At 38.2% G+C, this 15,000-nt stretch carries 22 protein-coding genes and 1 pseudogene; 17 read left to right on the top strand and 6 right to left on the bottom strand.

Going from position 1 to position 15,000, the window contains the following annotated elements; genetic code table 11:
* Positions 1–188: 188 nt before the first annotated feature.
* The 4 genes and pseudogenes from LKD46_RS07115 to LKD46_RS07130 all read right to left on the bottom strand — a co-directional run.
* Positions 189–437, bottom strand: a pseudogene (locus tag LKD46_RS07115) (ATPase); the annotation flags it as partial.
* Between the two features lie 36 nt (positions 438–473).
* Entirely contained in the window at positions 474–2,234 is a 1,761-nt protein-coding gene (locus tag LKD46_RS07120) for a diguanylate cyclase domain-containing protein (protein ID WP_084449113.1), read from the bottom strand.
* Between the two features lie 163 nt (positions 2,235–2,397).
* Complete coding sequence (locus tag LKD46_RS07125; RefSeq protein ID WP_021650115.1) at positions 2,398–2,616, bottom strand: hypothetical protein; 219 nt, start codon at positions 2,614–2,616, stop codon at positions 2,398–2,400.
* Positions 2,613–2,897 carry a transposase gene (locus tag LKD46_RS07130; RefSeq protein ID WP_021650114.1) on the bottom strand — a complete coding sequence of 95 codons (285 nt, stop codon included), beginning with the start codon at positions 2,895–2,897 and terminating at the stop codon, positions 2,613–2,615. Before LKD46_RS07130 ends, LKD46_RS07125 begins: the two co-directional genes overlap by 4 nt.
* A gap of 106 nt (positions 2,898–3,003) precedes the next feature.
* Between LKD46_RS07130 and LKD46_RS07135 the strand changes: the two genes are divergently transcribed.
* From LKD46_RS07135 to LKD46_RS07175, 9 genes are all read left to right on the top strand, one after another.
* Positions 3,004–3,396 carry a hypothetical protein gene (locus LKD46_RS07135; RefSeq protein WP_021650113.1) on the top strand — a complete coding sequence of 131 codons (393 nt, stop codon included), beginning with the start codon at positions 3,004–3,006 and terminating at the stop codon, positions 3,394–3,396.
* Positions 3,397–3,421: 25 nt separating this feature from the next.
* Positions 3,422–4,027, top strand: a complete 606-nt coding sequence (locus LKD46_RS07140) for a DUF1349 domain-containing protein (RefSeq protein WP_021650112.1) — start codon at positions 3,422–3,424, stop codon at positions 4,025–4,027.
* Positions 4,028–4,121: 94 nt separating this feature from the next.
* Positions 4,122–4,934 carry an alpha/beta fold hydrolase gene (locus LKD46_RS07145; RefSeq protein ID WP_044960374.1) on the top strand — a complete coding sequence of 271 codons (813 nt, stop codon included), beginning with the start codon at positions 4,122–4,124 and terminating at the stop codon, positions 4,932–4,934.
* 72 nt (positions 4,935–5,006) lie between these two features.
* Positions 5,007–5,762, top strand: a complete 756-nt coding sequence (locus LKD46_RS07150) for a 4Fe-4S binding protein (RefSeq protein ID WP_021650110.1) — start codon at positions 5,007–5,009, stop codon at positions 5,760–5,762.
* A 298-nt stretch (positions 5,763–6,060) separates the two neighbouring features.
* Complete coding sequence (locus LKD46_RS07155) at positions 6,061–6,531, top strand: LURP-one-related/scramblase family protein (RefSeq protein ID WP_021650109.1); 471 nt, start codon at positions 6,061–6,063, stop codon at positions 6,529–6,531.
* Positions 6,532–6,576: 45 nt separating this feature from the next.
* Positions 6,577–6,795 (top strand): hypothetical protein, encoded by a 219-nt coding sequence (locus tag LKD46_RS07160; protein ID WP_015526477.1) that lies wholly within the window; start codon positions 6,577–6,579, stop codon positions 6,793–6,795.
* A gap of 23 nt (positions 6,796–6,818) precedes the next feature.
* Positions 6,819–7,181, top strand: coding sequence for a YccF domain-containing protein (locus LKD46_RS07165; RefSeq protein ID WP_059086556.1), 363 nt, complete (start codon positions 6,819–6,821; stop codon positions 7,179–7,181).
* A gap of 434 nt (positions 7,182–7,615) precedes the next feature.
* Complete coding sequence (locus tag LKD46_RS07170) at positions 7,616–7,885, top strand: AAA family ATPase (protein ID WP_059086557.1); 270 nt, start codon at positions 7,616–7,618, stop codon at positions 7,883–7,885.
* Positions 7,886–7,952: 67 nt separating this feature from the next.
* Positions 7,953–8,570 carry a sugar O-acetyltransferase gene (locus LKD46_RS07175; protein ID WP_114002502.1) on the top strand — a complete coding sequence of 206 codons (618 nt, stop codon included), beginning with the start codon at positions 7,953–7,955 and terminating at the stop codon, positions 8,568–8,570.
* A gap of 130 nt (positions 8,571–8,700) precedes the next feature.
* Here LKD46_RS07175 and LKD46_RS07180 read toward each other — a convergent pair whose 3' ends face one another.
* Positions 8,701–9,537 carry an AIM24 family protein gene (locus LKD46_RS07180; protein ID WP_110103033.1) on the bottom strand — a complete coding sequence of 279 codons (837 nt, stop codon included), beginning with the start codon at positions 9,535–9,537 and terminating at the stop codon, positions 8,701–8,703.
* A 395-nt stretch (positions 9,538–9,932) separates the two neighbouring features.
* Here LKD46_RS07180 and LKD46_RS07185 point away from each other — a divergent pair, with 395 nt between their 5' ends.
* On the top strand, positions 9,933–10,148 hold the full coding sequence (locus tag LKD46_RS07185) for a hypothetical protein (RefSeq protein WP_110103034.1): 216 nt from the start codon (positions 9,933–9,935) through the stop codon (positions 10,146–10,148).
* A 21-nt stretch (positions 10,149–10,169) separates the two neighbouring features.
* The gene (locus LKD46_RS07190; RefSeq protein WP_110103035.1) at positions 10,170–10,586 is read left to right on the top strand and encodes a hypothetical protein; all 417 of its coding nucleotides are present in this window, start codon (positions 10,170–10,172) and stop codon (positions 10,584–10,586) included.
* Positions 10,587–10,664: 78 nt separating this feature from the next.
* On the opposite strand, the gene LKD46_RS07195 is transcribed toward LKD46_RS07190, so the two are convergent.
* Positions 10,665–10,829 (bottom strand): hypothetical protein, encoded by a 165-nt coding sequence (locus tag LKD46_RS07195; protein WP_158526437.1) that lies wholly within the window; start codon positions 10,827–10,829, stop codon positions 10,665–10,667.
* Positions 10,830–11,553: 724 nt separating this feature from the next.
* On the opposite strand from LKD46_RS07195, the gene LKD46_RS07200 reads away from it, so the two are divergent.
* From LKD46_RS07200 to LKD46_RS07225, 6 genes are read left to right on the top strand one after another with little or no spacing between them, the layout of a single operon-like run.
* Positions 11,554–11,964, top strand: coding sequence for a peptide deformylase (locus LKD46_RS07200; RefSeq protein ID WP_015526465.1), 411 nt, complete (start codon positions 11,554–11,556; stop codon positions 11,962–11,964).
* A 56-nt stretch (positions 11,965–12,020) separates the two neighbouring features.
* Complete coding sequence (locus LKD46_RS07205; protein WP_015526464.1) at positions 12,021–12,389, top strand: VOC family protein; 369 nt, start codon at positions 12,021–12,023, stop codon at positions 12,387–12,389.
* Between the two features lie 10 nt (positions 12,390–12,399).
* Positions 12,400–12,855 carry a YaiI/YqxD family protein gene (locus LKD46_RS07210; RefSeq protein WP_015526463.1) on the top strand — a complete coding sequence of 152 codons (456 nt, stop codon included), beginning with the start codon at positions 12,400–12,402 and terminating at the stop codon, positions 12,853–12,855.
* A 1-nt stretch (position 12,856) separates the two neighbouring features.
* Complete coding sequence (locus tag LKD46_RS07215; protein ID WP_019163300.1) at positions 12,857–13,198, top strand: arsenate reductase family protein; 342 nt, start codon at positions 12,857–12,859, stop codon at positions 13,196–13,198.
* A gap of 18 nt (positions 13,199–13,216) precedes the next feature.
* Positions 13,217–13,426 (top strand): DHHA1 domain-containing protein, encoded by a 210-nt coding sequence (locus LKD46_RS07220; protein WP_110103036.1) that lies wholly within the window; start codon positions 13,217–13,219, stop codon positions 13,424–13,426.
* A 42-nt stretch (positions 13,427–13,468) separates the two neighbouring features.
* On the top strand, positions 13,469–14,995 hold the full coding sequence (locus LKD46_RS07225; RefSeq protein ID WP_110103094.1) for a Y-family DNA polymerase: 1,527 nt from the start codon (positions 13,469–13,471) through the stop codon (positions 14,993–14,995).
* The last annotated feature ends 5 nt before the right edge of the window (positions 14,996–15,000 follow it).

Below are 15,000 nucleotides of genomic sequence, written 5' to 3' on the forward strand. Positions count from 1 at the left end.
GGGCTTGGGGGGTGTAGCCACCAAATAGTCAGTTTGCATTCCTTGTCAAAAGACATCGGATCACAGTTCAGTACATCCATATAAAACTCTTTTCATAGGATGCTTCGTCTGAATTCATCTGCAATCTCCGTCATAATAAAAATATCTCCATCATTTCAAAAGAGAATGCTGGAGATATTTCGCCTTGCTTATTCTTGTAGTAACCAATCGGCTATATCGTAAATTACGATTCCTTCATAGCTATATTGGGGATGTTTGGTTCTAGCAATAATCATTTTCGGATAAGCATCTCGAATCTGAAGCCGAGGAAAGCATTCTCTCTCAAATGTTTACTGCCCGGAAATGTTGTCGCTGATCTGAATATAAAACTTCTCGTTGCTTCTCTGAGCAATAAAGTCGGTTTCCTTTTGATAGAGCTTGCCGACATAAACATTATATGAAAATAGATCATACGCTCTGTTTTTTGCAATATTTTATCTTGCGAATTTATCATTGTAACGAATATGCATATCTTCCCAATCCATGAACAATACATAAAATACTTTCCCGTATTGCGGGCTCTCTACAATTCTTCCATGATCAAGAACAGAAAAATAAGTTCCGTCAGCTTTTCGAAGATGAAAGTGAGTATAGTCATTTTCATTGCCGTTGTCAATCTGTTCCCAGATACTTGATTCTATCTGTTGCTGTTCATCTTCACGAATCAAGTTGCGAAAACTTTTCTCAGTAAGTCTGAACAGTTCATCTATATCTTTATATCCGGACATATGAAGAAATTCATCATTTGCAAAAATTAGTTCATCATCTTCTTTGTCAGCTCTGTATATGATGAATGCACCTGGAAGATGTTCAGAGATATCCTTGAATGCGAATCCAAGTTGTTTGCGGGCACCTGACGGAAGTCCTTCTCTGTAGACCATACATCCATTTTTTCCATGAAGCTTTATTTCATAAAGAGCGGCATCTGCGCAGCGCATGAGTTGTGAACGATTGGATGCAAATGTTGGATATTCTGCATATCCTAGAGAAATATAAAATGCATGTTCCTTACCATGGTATGAGAATGATTTAGGAAGTTTGGTGAATTTCTGCAGCTGTATATCTGCTTCTGCAAAGGTACAATTTGGTAAAAGAATGCAGAATTCGTCACCACCATTTCTTCCAAGTAATGCATCGGATGGGAAAAAAGTCTTCATGCTGTCTGCAAGATTCTTTAGTGCCCTGTCTCCGTAATTATGTCCATAGATATCATTAATAAACTTGAAATCATCGATATCAAGGAGCGCAGCCACAAAATGTGTTTTTGGATTTTTTTGAATCATTTTTTCTGCAAATTCATCAAATCCATAGCGGTTATAAATATTTGTAAGAGAGTCTGTGCGCGCCAGTATCTGAAACTTTTTCTTATGTTCTTTTGCTACTAACCATACTCTGGTAAGAACTGACAGGAGAAGGCTTATTGTAAGAAAAATTCCGATGATGATTACCAGTAATGTGGCATTTCTCCATCCACTTTTAGGAGTTACTTCAAATTTCCAGTTTTCGTCTCCTATTGTAAATGTATAAGAAACAGGACGATTTATTTGCCCATCTGATTGATAAACCACTTTATAAGTATCACTCCATGGAGCGTCTGTTTTTGAAATTTTGTATTCGTATCCAAAATTTGAAAGTGCACTGATTGAATCTGAAAAAATATCCGGAACACGCAGGATAACAATAGTAAATCCCCAGAAATACTCATGTCCGTTTTTATCTTTCAGGTATATGGGATTGCGGACTGCAATTCCATATCCTCCCTGTTTTAATTTGAAGGGGCCCTGCGTAATGATTGTATGGTTGTCTCTTGCGTAACAGGAAATTTTTCCGCGGTCTTTATCATGGATCAAATCAATCTTACCTGCCTCATTTTCATTAGCCGGATAAATATCTGTAACAACACCATTAGGAGCGAGCTGTACACTTTCAATAGAATCAGACATAAGATTTCCTGCAATTGTTTCAAACTGACGGATTTCGCCATCTTCACTTATTAAGATTTGCTTCAAGGTATCTGTGATCTCAATTCCATTTGTAATTTCATTCTTTATTTGTTCGCCATAGGTGGCTACGTTTAATTGTGCTGTTATGTGTCTCTGCTCTTTTTCGTGGGTGTCTGTTTTGTATACAATCAAACTAATAAGGCATATGCCCAGTAAAAAAGTGATAAGAGGCACAAGTGTTTTCTTTTTCACTTGGTTCACCTTATTCTGTTCATGGGAATTATTATAATAAAGCATTATATCACAGAAGTTGAAAAACAGAATAAGTTTTATGAAAAAAACGAACTGTGCAAAATCTTTATACATCTATGACAGAAGAATATATATCGATAGGGATTTGTGAAATCTATATATTTTAAGAAGGAGCCTTGGAATCATCATAAATATCCTGTATTTTTGCTTTTACAGCTTTACGACGTTTTTCTGTATCAGAAGGTACGTGGTGGAGCCATGCAAGATATCCTGAGCGAGAGACACCTAAAAATTTCAACATTCCGAAGACGGAAACCCGACGTCCAGCCTTTTTGGCAGCTTCCGTCTTCTCAGACACTTCAAGATAAATGGCTTCCGTCATTTTCCCAGAATGTTGATTGCTTTTTCTAACACATCAAGTGCATCTTGGGCATCACGTAATTCACGTCTGAGACGGGCAATTTCCTTCTGCTCATCAGATGCATAATTACCAGAACCACGAACAGGAATATCACCTGATTCCCGGAAGTCTTTTAGCCATTTTGTTAATGTGCTGTATCCGATGCCAAGATTTTCTGCACATCCACGTACTCCGAGATCTTTGTGATCCTGATAGTACTGGACTGCATCAAGTTTAAATTGTTTGTCATGTTGCTTTGCCATATGAGATCTTCCTTCAGCATGCCTCTATTGTATCATGCTTATGTGTATTTGGAATTTCTCATTTTGGTTTGTACTATTTATATTCTAGCACCAATACCTGCAATCTATGAAGGCAAATCTGAGAGAAATTATTCACTATATTGACGAGTCAACACTTGAAAAAGCGAAGAACGAAAAAGTTCAAAAGCAAGAGTCTCCCTCAAAGATGTCAAAAGACGTAGAGGAGTCTGTTGATAAGATGTTCTCCAATCGTATGAGCAAAGCATATTCTGAATGTAAATCAAATCAAGATACACAGCCATTTAATGAAAATATAGAGAAGGAATACCAGAAGCTTTTGGAAACACTGTCTCCGGAACAAGAGGAAGTGCTTACGAAGTATTGTGATGAAATATTTGCCAGCGGAGCAGAGACAGAAGAGTTTTTTTATCGCCTGGGTATAAAGGATGGACTGAGATTAAAAAGTACGGTAAAATCTGTATTAGAAATGATGTCGTGAAATCGGAATTTGGAGGGATAATGAGATGAATATAAAAGATTTTAAGTGGACGAGAGAACCTGATGATTACACGCTGACAGATGACAAAATTGAGATTATCACACAGCCTGGAACTGATTTGTGGCAAAGAACTTACTATCATTTCCGCAATGATAATGCTCCGGTTTTGCAGATAGAAACAGAGGAAAAGTTTTTTTCATTTATGGTGAAAACAGATTTTAAGGAAAGCCATCATCGCTTTGATCAGTGCGGTGTGGTTATGTATCTTGACAGTGAGAATTGGTTGAAAGGTTCTATAGAATATGAGAATGACAATTTTCAGCACCTGGGAAGTGTTGTGACAAACAATGGATATTCAGATTGGGCAACTACGGAAATTGATGCAGAGATTAAATCTATGTGGTATCGTCTCAGTAGACGTGAAGATGATTATTGCATTGAATGTTCTGAGGATGGAATACGGTTTAAGCAAATGAGGATTTGTCATATGTGGGCTGGTGCAGGAAAAATCAAATTTGGAATTTATGCATGCAGTCCGGAAGATTCATCGTTTAAAGCGGTATTTACAGATATGAAATTGACGGAGTGTCAATGGAAAGCCCACGATGGTCAAAAGCCGGATGAGATGTAGCAGACTGTATTTGATATAAAAAACCAATATGAAAATAGTTAAAGTTTTTCAGGTTGTGTAACTGAGAAAAATGAAAATTGCGGAGGTGGATTTGTTGAAGGAAAGTACATATCAAACTCCTTGCGGAACAATTCACTATTGGTCAAATAATCTGAGTTTGGATACAACGACGCTTGTATTTTTACCAGGGCTGACTGCTGACCATAGATTATTTGATAAACAGGTTGAGTACTTCGATGGAAAATATAATATTATTGTATGGGATGCACCGGCTCATGCCTCTTCCTGGCCGTTCCGCTTTGACTTTGATCTGTTTGATAAGGCAAAATGGCTGAATGGGATTCTTGAAAAAGAAGAAATCATAAAACCAATTATAATAGGTCAATCAATGGGAGGATATGTGGGACAGGCTTATGCACAATTGTATCCTGACCGGCTGGCAGGTTTTATTTCCATTGATTCAGCACCGCTGCAGAGGAACTATGTGACAGCAGTGGAGATCTGGCTTCTGAAAAAAATGGAACCAGTATATGCACATTACCCATGGAAGTTGCTTTTGAAATCCGGAACTGAGGGAGTTGCAACTTCTGAGTATGGCAGAAATCTGATGAAGGAAATGATGCTGGTCTATGATGGTGATCAGCATCGTTATGCCCAAATTGCCGGGCATGGATTTCGTATTCTGGCAGAGGCAATGGAAAAGGATCTGCCATATGAAATCAAATGTCCTTCCCTGTTGATATGTGGTACAAAGGATCATGCCGGTTCATGCATAAGGTATAACAGAGAATGGCATCGAAAAACGAAAATTCCTTTAAAGTGGATTGAAGGGGCCGGTCATAATTCTAATACAGATAAACCGGAGATGATAAATAGTTTGATAGAAGAATTCCTTTCAAACATATAAAGACTATTGAAAACAATTGGTCAACCGTTATAAAAGGACAATAAACAAATCGGAATCAGTAGGAGGATCATTATGAGATTTTATAACATATTTTTCAGCCCGACAGGAGGTACAGAGAAAGTAGCAGATATTGTTGCGAAAGGGACGAAGCTGGATGCTGAAGAAATCGACCTAATTAAAGAACCAAATAAACTCATGAAGGTGAAATTTGAAAAAAAGGACCTATGTTTGGTTGCTGTACCGTCTTACGGTGGACGCATTCCATCAGTTGTAACGGATATGTTCCGCAAAGTAAAGGCAGATGGTACGAAAGCAATTCTTGTGGCAGTATTTGGAAACCGTATGATTGATGATACTCTATTGGAACTACAGGATGTTCTGGAGGCATCAGGATTTGTATGTATCGCAGGAATGGAGGCAGTCGCAGAGCATTCCCTGATGCACCAATTTGGAACCGGACGCCCGGATCAGCAGGATGAAAAGGAATTGCTGGAATTTGCCGCAAAGATTATGCAAAACAGCGAAGCACAAAGGACACCTGCATTTCCGGGAAACAGACCATATCGAGAATATGGTGGTGTTCCACTCAAACCTGTTGCAAATGGAAAATGCACTTCCTGCGGTCTGTGCGCAAAAGAATGCCCGGCAGGTGCCATTCCGTTGGACAATCCGAAGATGACCGATAAGGATAAGTGTATTTCTTGTATGCACTGTGTAGCAGTCTGTCCGAAGAAAGCAAGAAATTACAGTAAGCTTGTCAGTTTTATCGCTGGACTGAAAATGAAAAAGGTTTGTTCCAGTAGGAAGGAAAACAAATTGTATTTATAATAGGGCGAGCAATACAATGAGAAACATGTAAATTGATACGTGAACAATCGGCTCAGTATGATATTTAATTAAATATTGCAATGAAAAGATCATTTACCGTAAACAAGCAGTAGATGGTCTTTTTTATATCTTTTTGTGAACAAGTAGAGATTTATAGCTGGTAATATGTGTTTTATCATAATCCGTGAAATAAGATGAGTTAATTCTTCGATTTACATATTTTTTAAGGTGTTCCGGCATGGTATTATGATACTTATAAAGAACCAATTATATCTGTTGGAGAGAGCGGTGAAAAGTTATGAAGTTATTGTTTAAACAAAGGCTGTTTTCATGGTTTGACAGCTATGATATCTATGATGAAGCAGGCAACACTGTTTATGTAGTAAAAGGCCAGTTGTCCTGGGGACATAAACTTGTAATTTATGATGCCTATGGAAATGAAGTAGGAATGGTTGTTCAGAAAGTACTTACTTTTCTTCCTAAATTTGAAATTTATAAAAACGGCAGTTATATCGGATGCCTGAGCAAAGAATTCTCATTCCTGACGCCACATTATAATATTGATTACAATGGATGGCATATTGATGGAACCATTATGGAATGGGACTATAGCATTCTTAATCAAAGCGGTTATTCAATTGCACGGGTTAGTAAAGAACTGTTTCATATGACTGATACATATGTTATTGATGTGCAGGATCCAGGAAATGCATTGGATGCGTTGATGTTCGTACTTGCGATTGATGCAGAAAAATGTTCCAGGAATTAGATAGTTGATCTTGTTACCGAAGATATTCGGAGATGGGGAGGTAGCATGGGATTATTTAAAAAGAAAATCGTGAAAAAAACATATGACCGAGAACATATGAAACCAGTTATTCGTGCAAGCATTTGTACTGGAGAAGAAGTAGCAGGGTTCAAAGACATACGGACCGGAAAAATCGAAGAAATCATGCTGATCAGATCTCCAGAGGACTTAGAAAAATTCAAAGAGATATATGAGATAACAGAGGAAATTGCAAAAGAATATTAGACATTGGATGAGGAGATGTTGTCATGAGAACTATAGGTAATATCCTTTGGTTTATATTTGGAGGATTACTGGGCGGACTGGCATGGATTTTTGCAGGTTGCATATGGTGTATTACAATTATTGGAATTCCGGTAGGTCTGCAATGTTTTAAATTTGCAACCTTGGCATTTTGGCCGTTTGGAAAAGAAATCGTGTATGGAAATGGCATGTTTTCATTTCTGGTAAATCTTATATGGATTATATTTTTTGGATGGGAAATGGCACTTGGAAACCTGATAGTGGGTTGTATTTGGTGCATTACGATAGTTGGAATTCCATTTGGAAAGCAGTTCTTCAAGATGGCAAGACTCTCTTTCATGCCATTTGGTGCGAGTGTGATAGGGTAGAATGTGTAAGGTCTTATTGATGAAAAATGAAATAATATTATTCACAGATGGTAATATTAATATTGGAGTTCAAATAAACCCTGAACAGGAAACAGTCTGGTTGACACAGAAGTATTGTTTGATGTTAAGCATATGCAGCAGCCGGTCACTGATAAGGAATTTAAAAATTTCACAGACTGTGCGGTTAAGAAAAGTAACGAAAATGCCCTGATTTTCACAACTGAAGATATGGAGAAGCCTTTCATAAGCTTTGATGAAGGAATGTAGAATTTCTTTGAACCGGAGCTTCAGAAGAGATTGTATGAAATGGAAAAAGTCATTTAATATATATTGATCAATGATATAATATTCTAAAATGTTGATGATAAAAGAAATATAGTAATTAAAAATGTTACAAAGTTGTTCTTGATAAAAATATTATTTGGTAACAGGAGATGTTTTATGTTAAAAAGAAAAGTGACGCATTACATAAAAAATGGGTAGATTCAAAAAACAAAAAATGTCTTGTAATTCAGGGAGCCAGACAAACAGGAAAAACATATATAGTTGAAAGATTTGCAGAAGAGAACTATGAAGAAATTATTGAAATTAATTTTAAACAGATACCTTCTGCGATGGATATTTTTTCCAGTGATCTAAAAGTAGATAATATGGTTATGGCTATGTCCGTATTTGATGACGGAAAGTGCAAAAGCATTAGATAAAATATTGCAGACCATGAGAGAGTGGGGAAACTGATATTTATAACTTTGAATTTGGAGGTTATCGAAAATGACTGAAAGAGAAAAAATGCTAAGTGGAGAGTTGTACGATCCAACGGATAAAGAATTGGAGCAATTACGCGTGAATGCACGTAAATTAGCAAGAAAATACAATTCGACAGAAGAAGATGATCAAGAAGAACAAGCACAGATATTGAGGAAATTATTGCCAGCAACAGAGGAACTCCCCTATTTACAGGCGCCTGTTTATTTTGATTACGGATGTAATACGTTCTTTGGAAGATTCAGCTCTGCTAATTTTAACTTTACATGTTTAGATGTATGTGAAATACATATAGGCGATAATGTGATGATTGGTCCAAATGTTACATTGGCAACTCCTATGCATCCATTATTACCTGAAGAACGCAATATTAGGAAAAGAGAAGATGGAAGTTTTTATAATCTTGAATATGCGAAGCCAATAACTATAAAGGATAGTTGCTGGCTGGCATCCAATGTGGTTGTTTGCGGTGGTGTCACCATAGGAGAAGGGTGTGTAATTGGTGCAGGGAGTGTTGTAACAAAAGATATTCCGCCGTATAGTTTGGCAGTTGGAAATCCATGCCGGGTCATTCGAAAAATAACTGAGAAAGATCATATGCCAGATGGAATTGAAAAGAATTAAAAATTTGCATTGATGATAAGCAGTTCATCTGAATAAAGAAAATAAAATGATCACAATTAATAACGCCGATGCAGGATTTTTATAATCCTATATCGGCGTTTGTTGGGTTACAAGAGAATGTATTTTACACTTATTTTCCAAATGTATTGCTGGATTTAGCAGCAGCTTTAGCTGCCATGGTGTTAGTGGACTCAAATAAGGAAGTTGTCGGTGCGACCGGACACATCAGTACCCGTCCTGTTCCACGATAAACATTTACCAGACCCTCTCCGCTAACTGCAGATCCGACAAGTGTTTTTGTAGATCTTTCTACGGTAAATTCAAGATTTGATGACCAGCATACAGCAAGGTTTCCATCAATTTTCAGTTCATCATTTTCCAATATGACTTCAATCAATTCATCTTCGGGAACATTAGACTCCAGTGCAGCTACACCATTTCCCTGCAAACTCAGATTAAACAGACCTTCGCTACCTAATACTGCTGATGAAAGGTTCTTTCTGGCTACAACTTTACTTTTTACATTTGCATCACAAGCCAGGAACATGCCATCTTCAATTGTCATTCCGGCTGGTCCCCATTTGCCAATGTCTGCAAGGATAATATATTTGTATGTCGGTTCTAATACCAGATAGCCTTCACCAACATATTCCGGTTTAACTGCGGTTTCTTTTGTAACCGCACCCTTGAGTGCCTTTCCAAGGAAATCTCCGATACCTTTTACACCAGATGTGGCTTGTACATTACCACCCATCCATTGCATGGCACCAGCCTGGATAACAGCTGAATGGTCTTTATCAATATCAATAACAACCTGTCTTCTTCTGACATGCATTTTACTCATGAAATACTCATTCATTGCATTCATAGGTGAAACGCTGGCATCCTGCACATATTCAAGCACATGGAAGTTTTCGATACTTTTCGCATATTTTCTGTTTTCATTTTGCAAGTTTTCAATTCGCATAGCATAATCTCCCTTTTAATAATAATTTATGATGTTGCTCGGATATGCTTATTATAAAAGAGGCAGCATAGATAGGAAACAATTCGTGCAGAGAAATATAAAGACAGAATTCTCAAAATTCGAGAAATATAAAGATGCAATTCCTCATGGTGGATGTGTATTATGAAAAATAAATTTGTTATAGTGACAATATCAACAAAAAAACAGAATATAAATGGGGTGATCAGATGGAAGCGGCACAGCGAATTCGATTAATCCGGATAATAGAAAAGATGGAGAAAAATCCGGCATTCAGTAATAAGCTTGGCATAAAGAACACATCTGAATATTTAGCAGAAAAAGAACAGAAAAAATGAAAGATACATATAAGAATGAGTTTCAGAAGGAGTAAAAAAATGTTATCGTTATTATTTGCAATTTGTATGATTTGGTTTGTTGGAAAATTTTTTGCTTTTGGGTTAAGAGCATCCTGGGGAATTATGAAATTACTTTGCACAGTTATTTTCTTCCCGGTGATATTGATTGGTATGGTTGTAGGTGGACTGATGTACATTGCTTTTCCATTGTTGATTGTCGGCGGCATTATAGCATTGGTGACGTCACATTCATAATCGATCAGGAGGAGAAAACGAATGGGATATGATATTGAAAAAGAAAAAAGAGAAGCAATTGAAGCTGGACGTAGAGCTTTGAACAGTCTTCAGGCAGCAAAAGAAAATTTAAACAGTGCAAAGAACTGGGGACTGGTAGATATGTTTGGCGGTGGTTTTTTCACTACGATGCTAAAACATTCTAGAATTGATCAGGCCAAACGGAATATGGAACAGGCAAAGTATGATCTTCGTAATTTCAGTAGAGAATTAAATGATGTAAACATGGTATGTAACTTGAATATCGATACTGGAGATTTTCTTTCTTTTGCGGATTATTTTTTTGATGGATTTGTTGTGGACTGGGTGGTCCAGGATCGAATCAATAATGCAAAAAGACAGGTAGAAGAAGCTATTCGAAGAACAGAAAGTGTCGTCAATCAATTACAGCGTATGTAAAGGAAAAGGCAATGAGTCAGAAATGGTTCATTGCCTTTCGTTGCGTTATGGCTTATTTTAATTTTTCTTTTTTGGCATTTAAGAGCTCAAGATTCTTGGTGAAGGCGCTTTCTCCGGAACCTTGATACCAGCTTTGCGGATCATAGCATCAAAATTTTGTTCAATTATATGCAGGGTATTCTGTTGCTTCTGGAGATCCTGCTTTTCTTTTTTTGCTGAGGACAGTTCTTCTTCCAGTTCCATCTGTTGGCGCTGCAGTTTTTCAGCCGACGGAAGTTTGTGAATACCAAATTCTGAGCACGTATGATGTCACGACAGGCCCGATAGACTTCACAGTATTTCTGAATTACTTGTTGATTTTGAATTGCCAGCCTCGTTTGTTGAATCTTATTATCGGTGGCATGAATGGAAGCCTCCAAATCTGCAACATGATTTTGGAATTCTTCGTAGTTTAGTTGGCAATTAAAGGCCTTTAATCAGCGTTTAATCTGCCATAGGACCCAATTATCCCCGCCATAGAACCAGTTGGTTGTCGGGATTTTCACACAGCCATTTATTGTAAGATGATAACATCAAAAAAGAAGAAAAATCCAAGGAGGACTGGCAGATGAAAGGTTATAACACAAGGTCAGTATGGATAATATCAGCAGAAATAAGGTATCTGCTGTCGGAACAGAAAAAGTTTCAAAATAAATCAAAAAATATTGATGAAGTCTACCAATCAGTGTTTTTTCGTTGTATAATGTTTTTGTCGTACAAGGTCACTTTCCTTTGTAATGTTTTGGGTCAAATTCATTATACATCAGAAAGTCCTGTACGATATTTTTTTATGAAAAAGTTGTAAAGTGGTGTTAGATAATAAAATATTGGAACAATGAAAGAGGAACAGGAAATATTTGAGCGAATTGTTATGACGAGAAAGATTTCTGGTCAAGATAGATAAGAATTAGAGTACAGGAGAAAGTAAATGGTAAAACAAATAGTAAGAGATGTTTTCTTCTTAGGCCAGCCATCTGAACCGGCCACGAAAGCTGACATCCAGGTTGGAAAGGATCTGCAGGATACGCTGCAGGCGAACAGAGAACGTTGTGTTGGTATGGCGGCGAACATGATTGGTGTAAAGAAGAATATCATCATTGTGAATATGGGATTCATAAATGTTGTGATGTTCAATCCGGTGATTGTTTCAAAACGTGACATGTATGAGACAGAAGAAGGCTGTCTGTCGCTGGATGGTGTTCGTAAGACGACCAGATACCAGGAAATAGAAGTAGAGTATTATGACTTCAAATGGAAAAAACAGCGCCAGAAATTGTCAGGATGGACAGCACAGATTTGCCAGCATGAAATTGATCATTTGTCTGGAAAGATTATTTAACCGCATGCGGATTGCGAATATTCGCTTGACTCAAAGCGGATTGTGAGGTGACGGATATGCTGAAAAACGTACTGATCGTGGTGGATGATATAGAAAAATCCATAGAGTTTTATAAAGACTTATTTGGACTGCAAGTGATTCTTAAGAATGAAGGTAATGTGATCTTATCGGAGGGACTTGTTTTGCAGGATGCCGACGTATGGGGGAAAACATTGAATGAAACTTCTACGCCATTCAATAACATGATGGAATTGTATTTCGAGGATTTTGATATAGATGGATTGCTTGCAAAATATGAATCCGGTAAGTATTTCGTCCGATATGCCACTGAACTAACAGAACTTGCAGGTGGGCAGAAGCTTGTAAGGCTGTATGATCCGAGTGGTAATCTCATCGAGGTTCGTACGCCATTTATGTGTAATTAAAGGAGAAGATATGCAGATTTTTGTTGATGCAGATGCCTGTCCGGTAATTGGTATTGTTGAAAAAGTTGCAAAAGAGCACAGTGTTCCTGTAACGTTGTTGTGTGATACCAATCATGTGTTATCTTCTGATTACAGTGAAGTGATCGTAGTTGGAGCCGGAGCAGATGCCGTGGATTATAAACTGATCAGCATTTGCCATAAAGGCGATATTGTTGTATCACAGGACTACGGTGTGGCTGCAATGGCATTAGGAAAAAATGCGTATGCGATTCATCAATCCGGGAAATGGTATACCAATGAAAATATTGACCAGATGCTTATGGAACGGCATCTGAATAAGAAAGCACGAAGGGCATCCGGAAAGAATCATTTAAAAGGACCACGAAAACGAACATCGGAGGATGATGAGCATTTTAGAGAATCCTTTGAGAAAATGATACATATGGCAATGGATAAGGAGAATTGATTTGAACGTACAGATTTTTGGGACAAAGAAGTGTAATGATACAAAGAAAGCAGAACGTTTCTTTAAGGAACGTGGGATCAAGTTTCAGTTTATTGATATGAAAGAAAAGGGCATGAGTAAGGGCGAATTTAATTCAGTTGCCCAGGCAAATGGTGGACTGGAAAATATGATCAACTGGGAGGGCAAGGATAAGGATCTGCTTGCGCTCATTAAGTATATTGCAGAGGAAGATAAACTTGAGAAGGTACTGGAAAATCCGCAGGTGATTAAGACACCGGTTGTCCGTAATGGAAAACAATCCACTCTTGGATATCAGCCGGATATCTGGAAGGCGTGGAAGTAAGAAACAGGATGTTTTACCATGTATGAGGAAGAAGAAAATCGCTGGCGTTGTTCCTTCCGGTCTGATGGAAAATGGATCAATGTAAACAAACTTCTGCAGACGTTTGGCGGAGGTGGACATGCTGCAGCAGCTGGTGTGCGCAAACGGACGAATGATGTTGAAAAATTCAGGCAGGAAATCCTTGAGCGGATTGTTATGATGAGAAAGTTTTTCGGGCAGGATAAATAAGAATTAGAAACAGAACACAGGAGAATCGTGAGGTGTAGAATGATGGAAAAGGAAAGAACCTATATTGCGATCGATCTTAAGTCATTCTATGCGTCTGTGGAATGTAAAGAACGAAATCGGGATCCTTTGACGACCAATCTTGTGGTTGCAGATAAAAGCAGAACAGAAAAGACAATCTGTCTTGCGGTATCGCCAGCATTAAAGTGTTATGGGATACCAGGAAGGGCTCGTTTATTTGAGGTTGTTCAAAAAGTAAAAGAAGCCAACAGCGCCCGCAGGTGGAAAGTGCCGAACAGAACTTTTATCGGAGCCTCTGATGACAGCACAGAATTAGATACCAATCCGGAACTGGAGATTGATTATATTGTTGCTCCTCCCCGGATGGCCCTCTATCTGGAATACAGCACCAGAATTTACAGTATTTATCTGAAATATATTGCGCCGGAAGATATTTTCCCGTATTCGATCGACGAAGTATTTATGGATGTAACGGATTATCTGCATACTTATAATATGACAGCAAGAGAACTTGCAATGACCATGATACAGGATGTGCTGAAAACGACAGGTATAACGGCAACTGCTGGAATCGGAACGAATATGTATCTGTGTAAGATTGCGATGGATATCGTGGCGAAGCACATTAAAGCAGATAAAGATGGTGTACGAATTGCAGAACTGGATGAAATGTCATACCGAAGGAAACTCTGGGGTCACAGACCACTTACTGATTTTTGGAGAGTAGGAAAAGGATATGCAAAGAAGCTGGAAGAATACGGGCTTTATACAATGGGAGATATTGCCAGATGTTCCATCGGAAAAGAAAATGAGTTATATAATGAAGACTTGTTATATAGGTTGTTTGGTGTTAATGCGGAGCTGCTGATCGACCATGCCTGGGGATATGAGCCCTGTACCATGGAAATGGTCAAGGCTTATAAGCCGGAAACGAACAGTGTTTGTTCCGGGCAGGTACTTCATTGCCCTTATGATTTTGAAAAAGCAAAATTAGTCGTTAAAGAGATGACAGACCAGATGGTTTTGGATTTGGTGGATAAGAAGCTTGTAACGGATCAGATCGTGTTGACGGTTGGTTATGATATTGAGAATCTGAACAATGCCGACAGGAGAAAGCAGTATCATGGAGAGGTTACGATCGACCGTTATGAAAGAAGAATTCCGAAACATGCACATGGAACGACCAATCTGAAACGACAGACTTCCTCAACCAAGATGATAACGGATGCAGTAATAGAGTTATATGACAGAATCGTTGACAGAAACCTGCTTGTCAGAAGAATCAATATCACAGCGAACAGGCTTGTGGATGAAAGTTCTGTCAAGAAAGAAGAAGTATATGAGCAGCTGGATCTTTTTACGGATTATGAGGCGCAAAGGAAAAAGCAGGAAGAGGAAGAGGCTGCGCTGGATCGCGAAAAACGTATGCAGGAAGCAATGCTCAGTATCAAAAAGAAATTTGGAAAAAACGCTGTACTGAAGGGGATGAATCTTCAGGAAGGTGCAACCGCCAGGGACAGAAATGAACAGATTGGCGGTCATAAGGCGTAAAGGAG

Origin of the sequence: Blautia fusiformis, assembly GCF_020686995.1 — a bacterium.
Taxonomy (GTDB): Bacteria; Bacillota; Clostridia; order Lachnospirales; family Lachnospiraceae; genus Blautia_A; species Blautia_A fusiformis.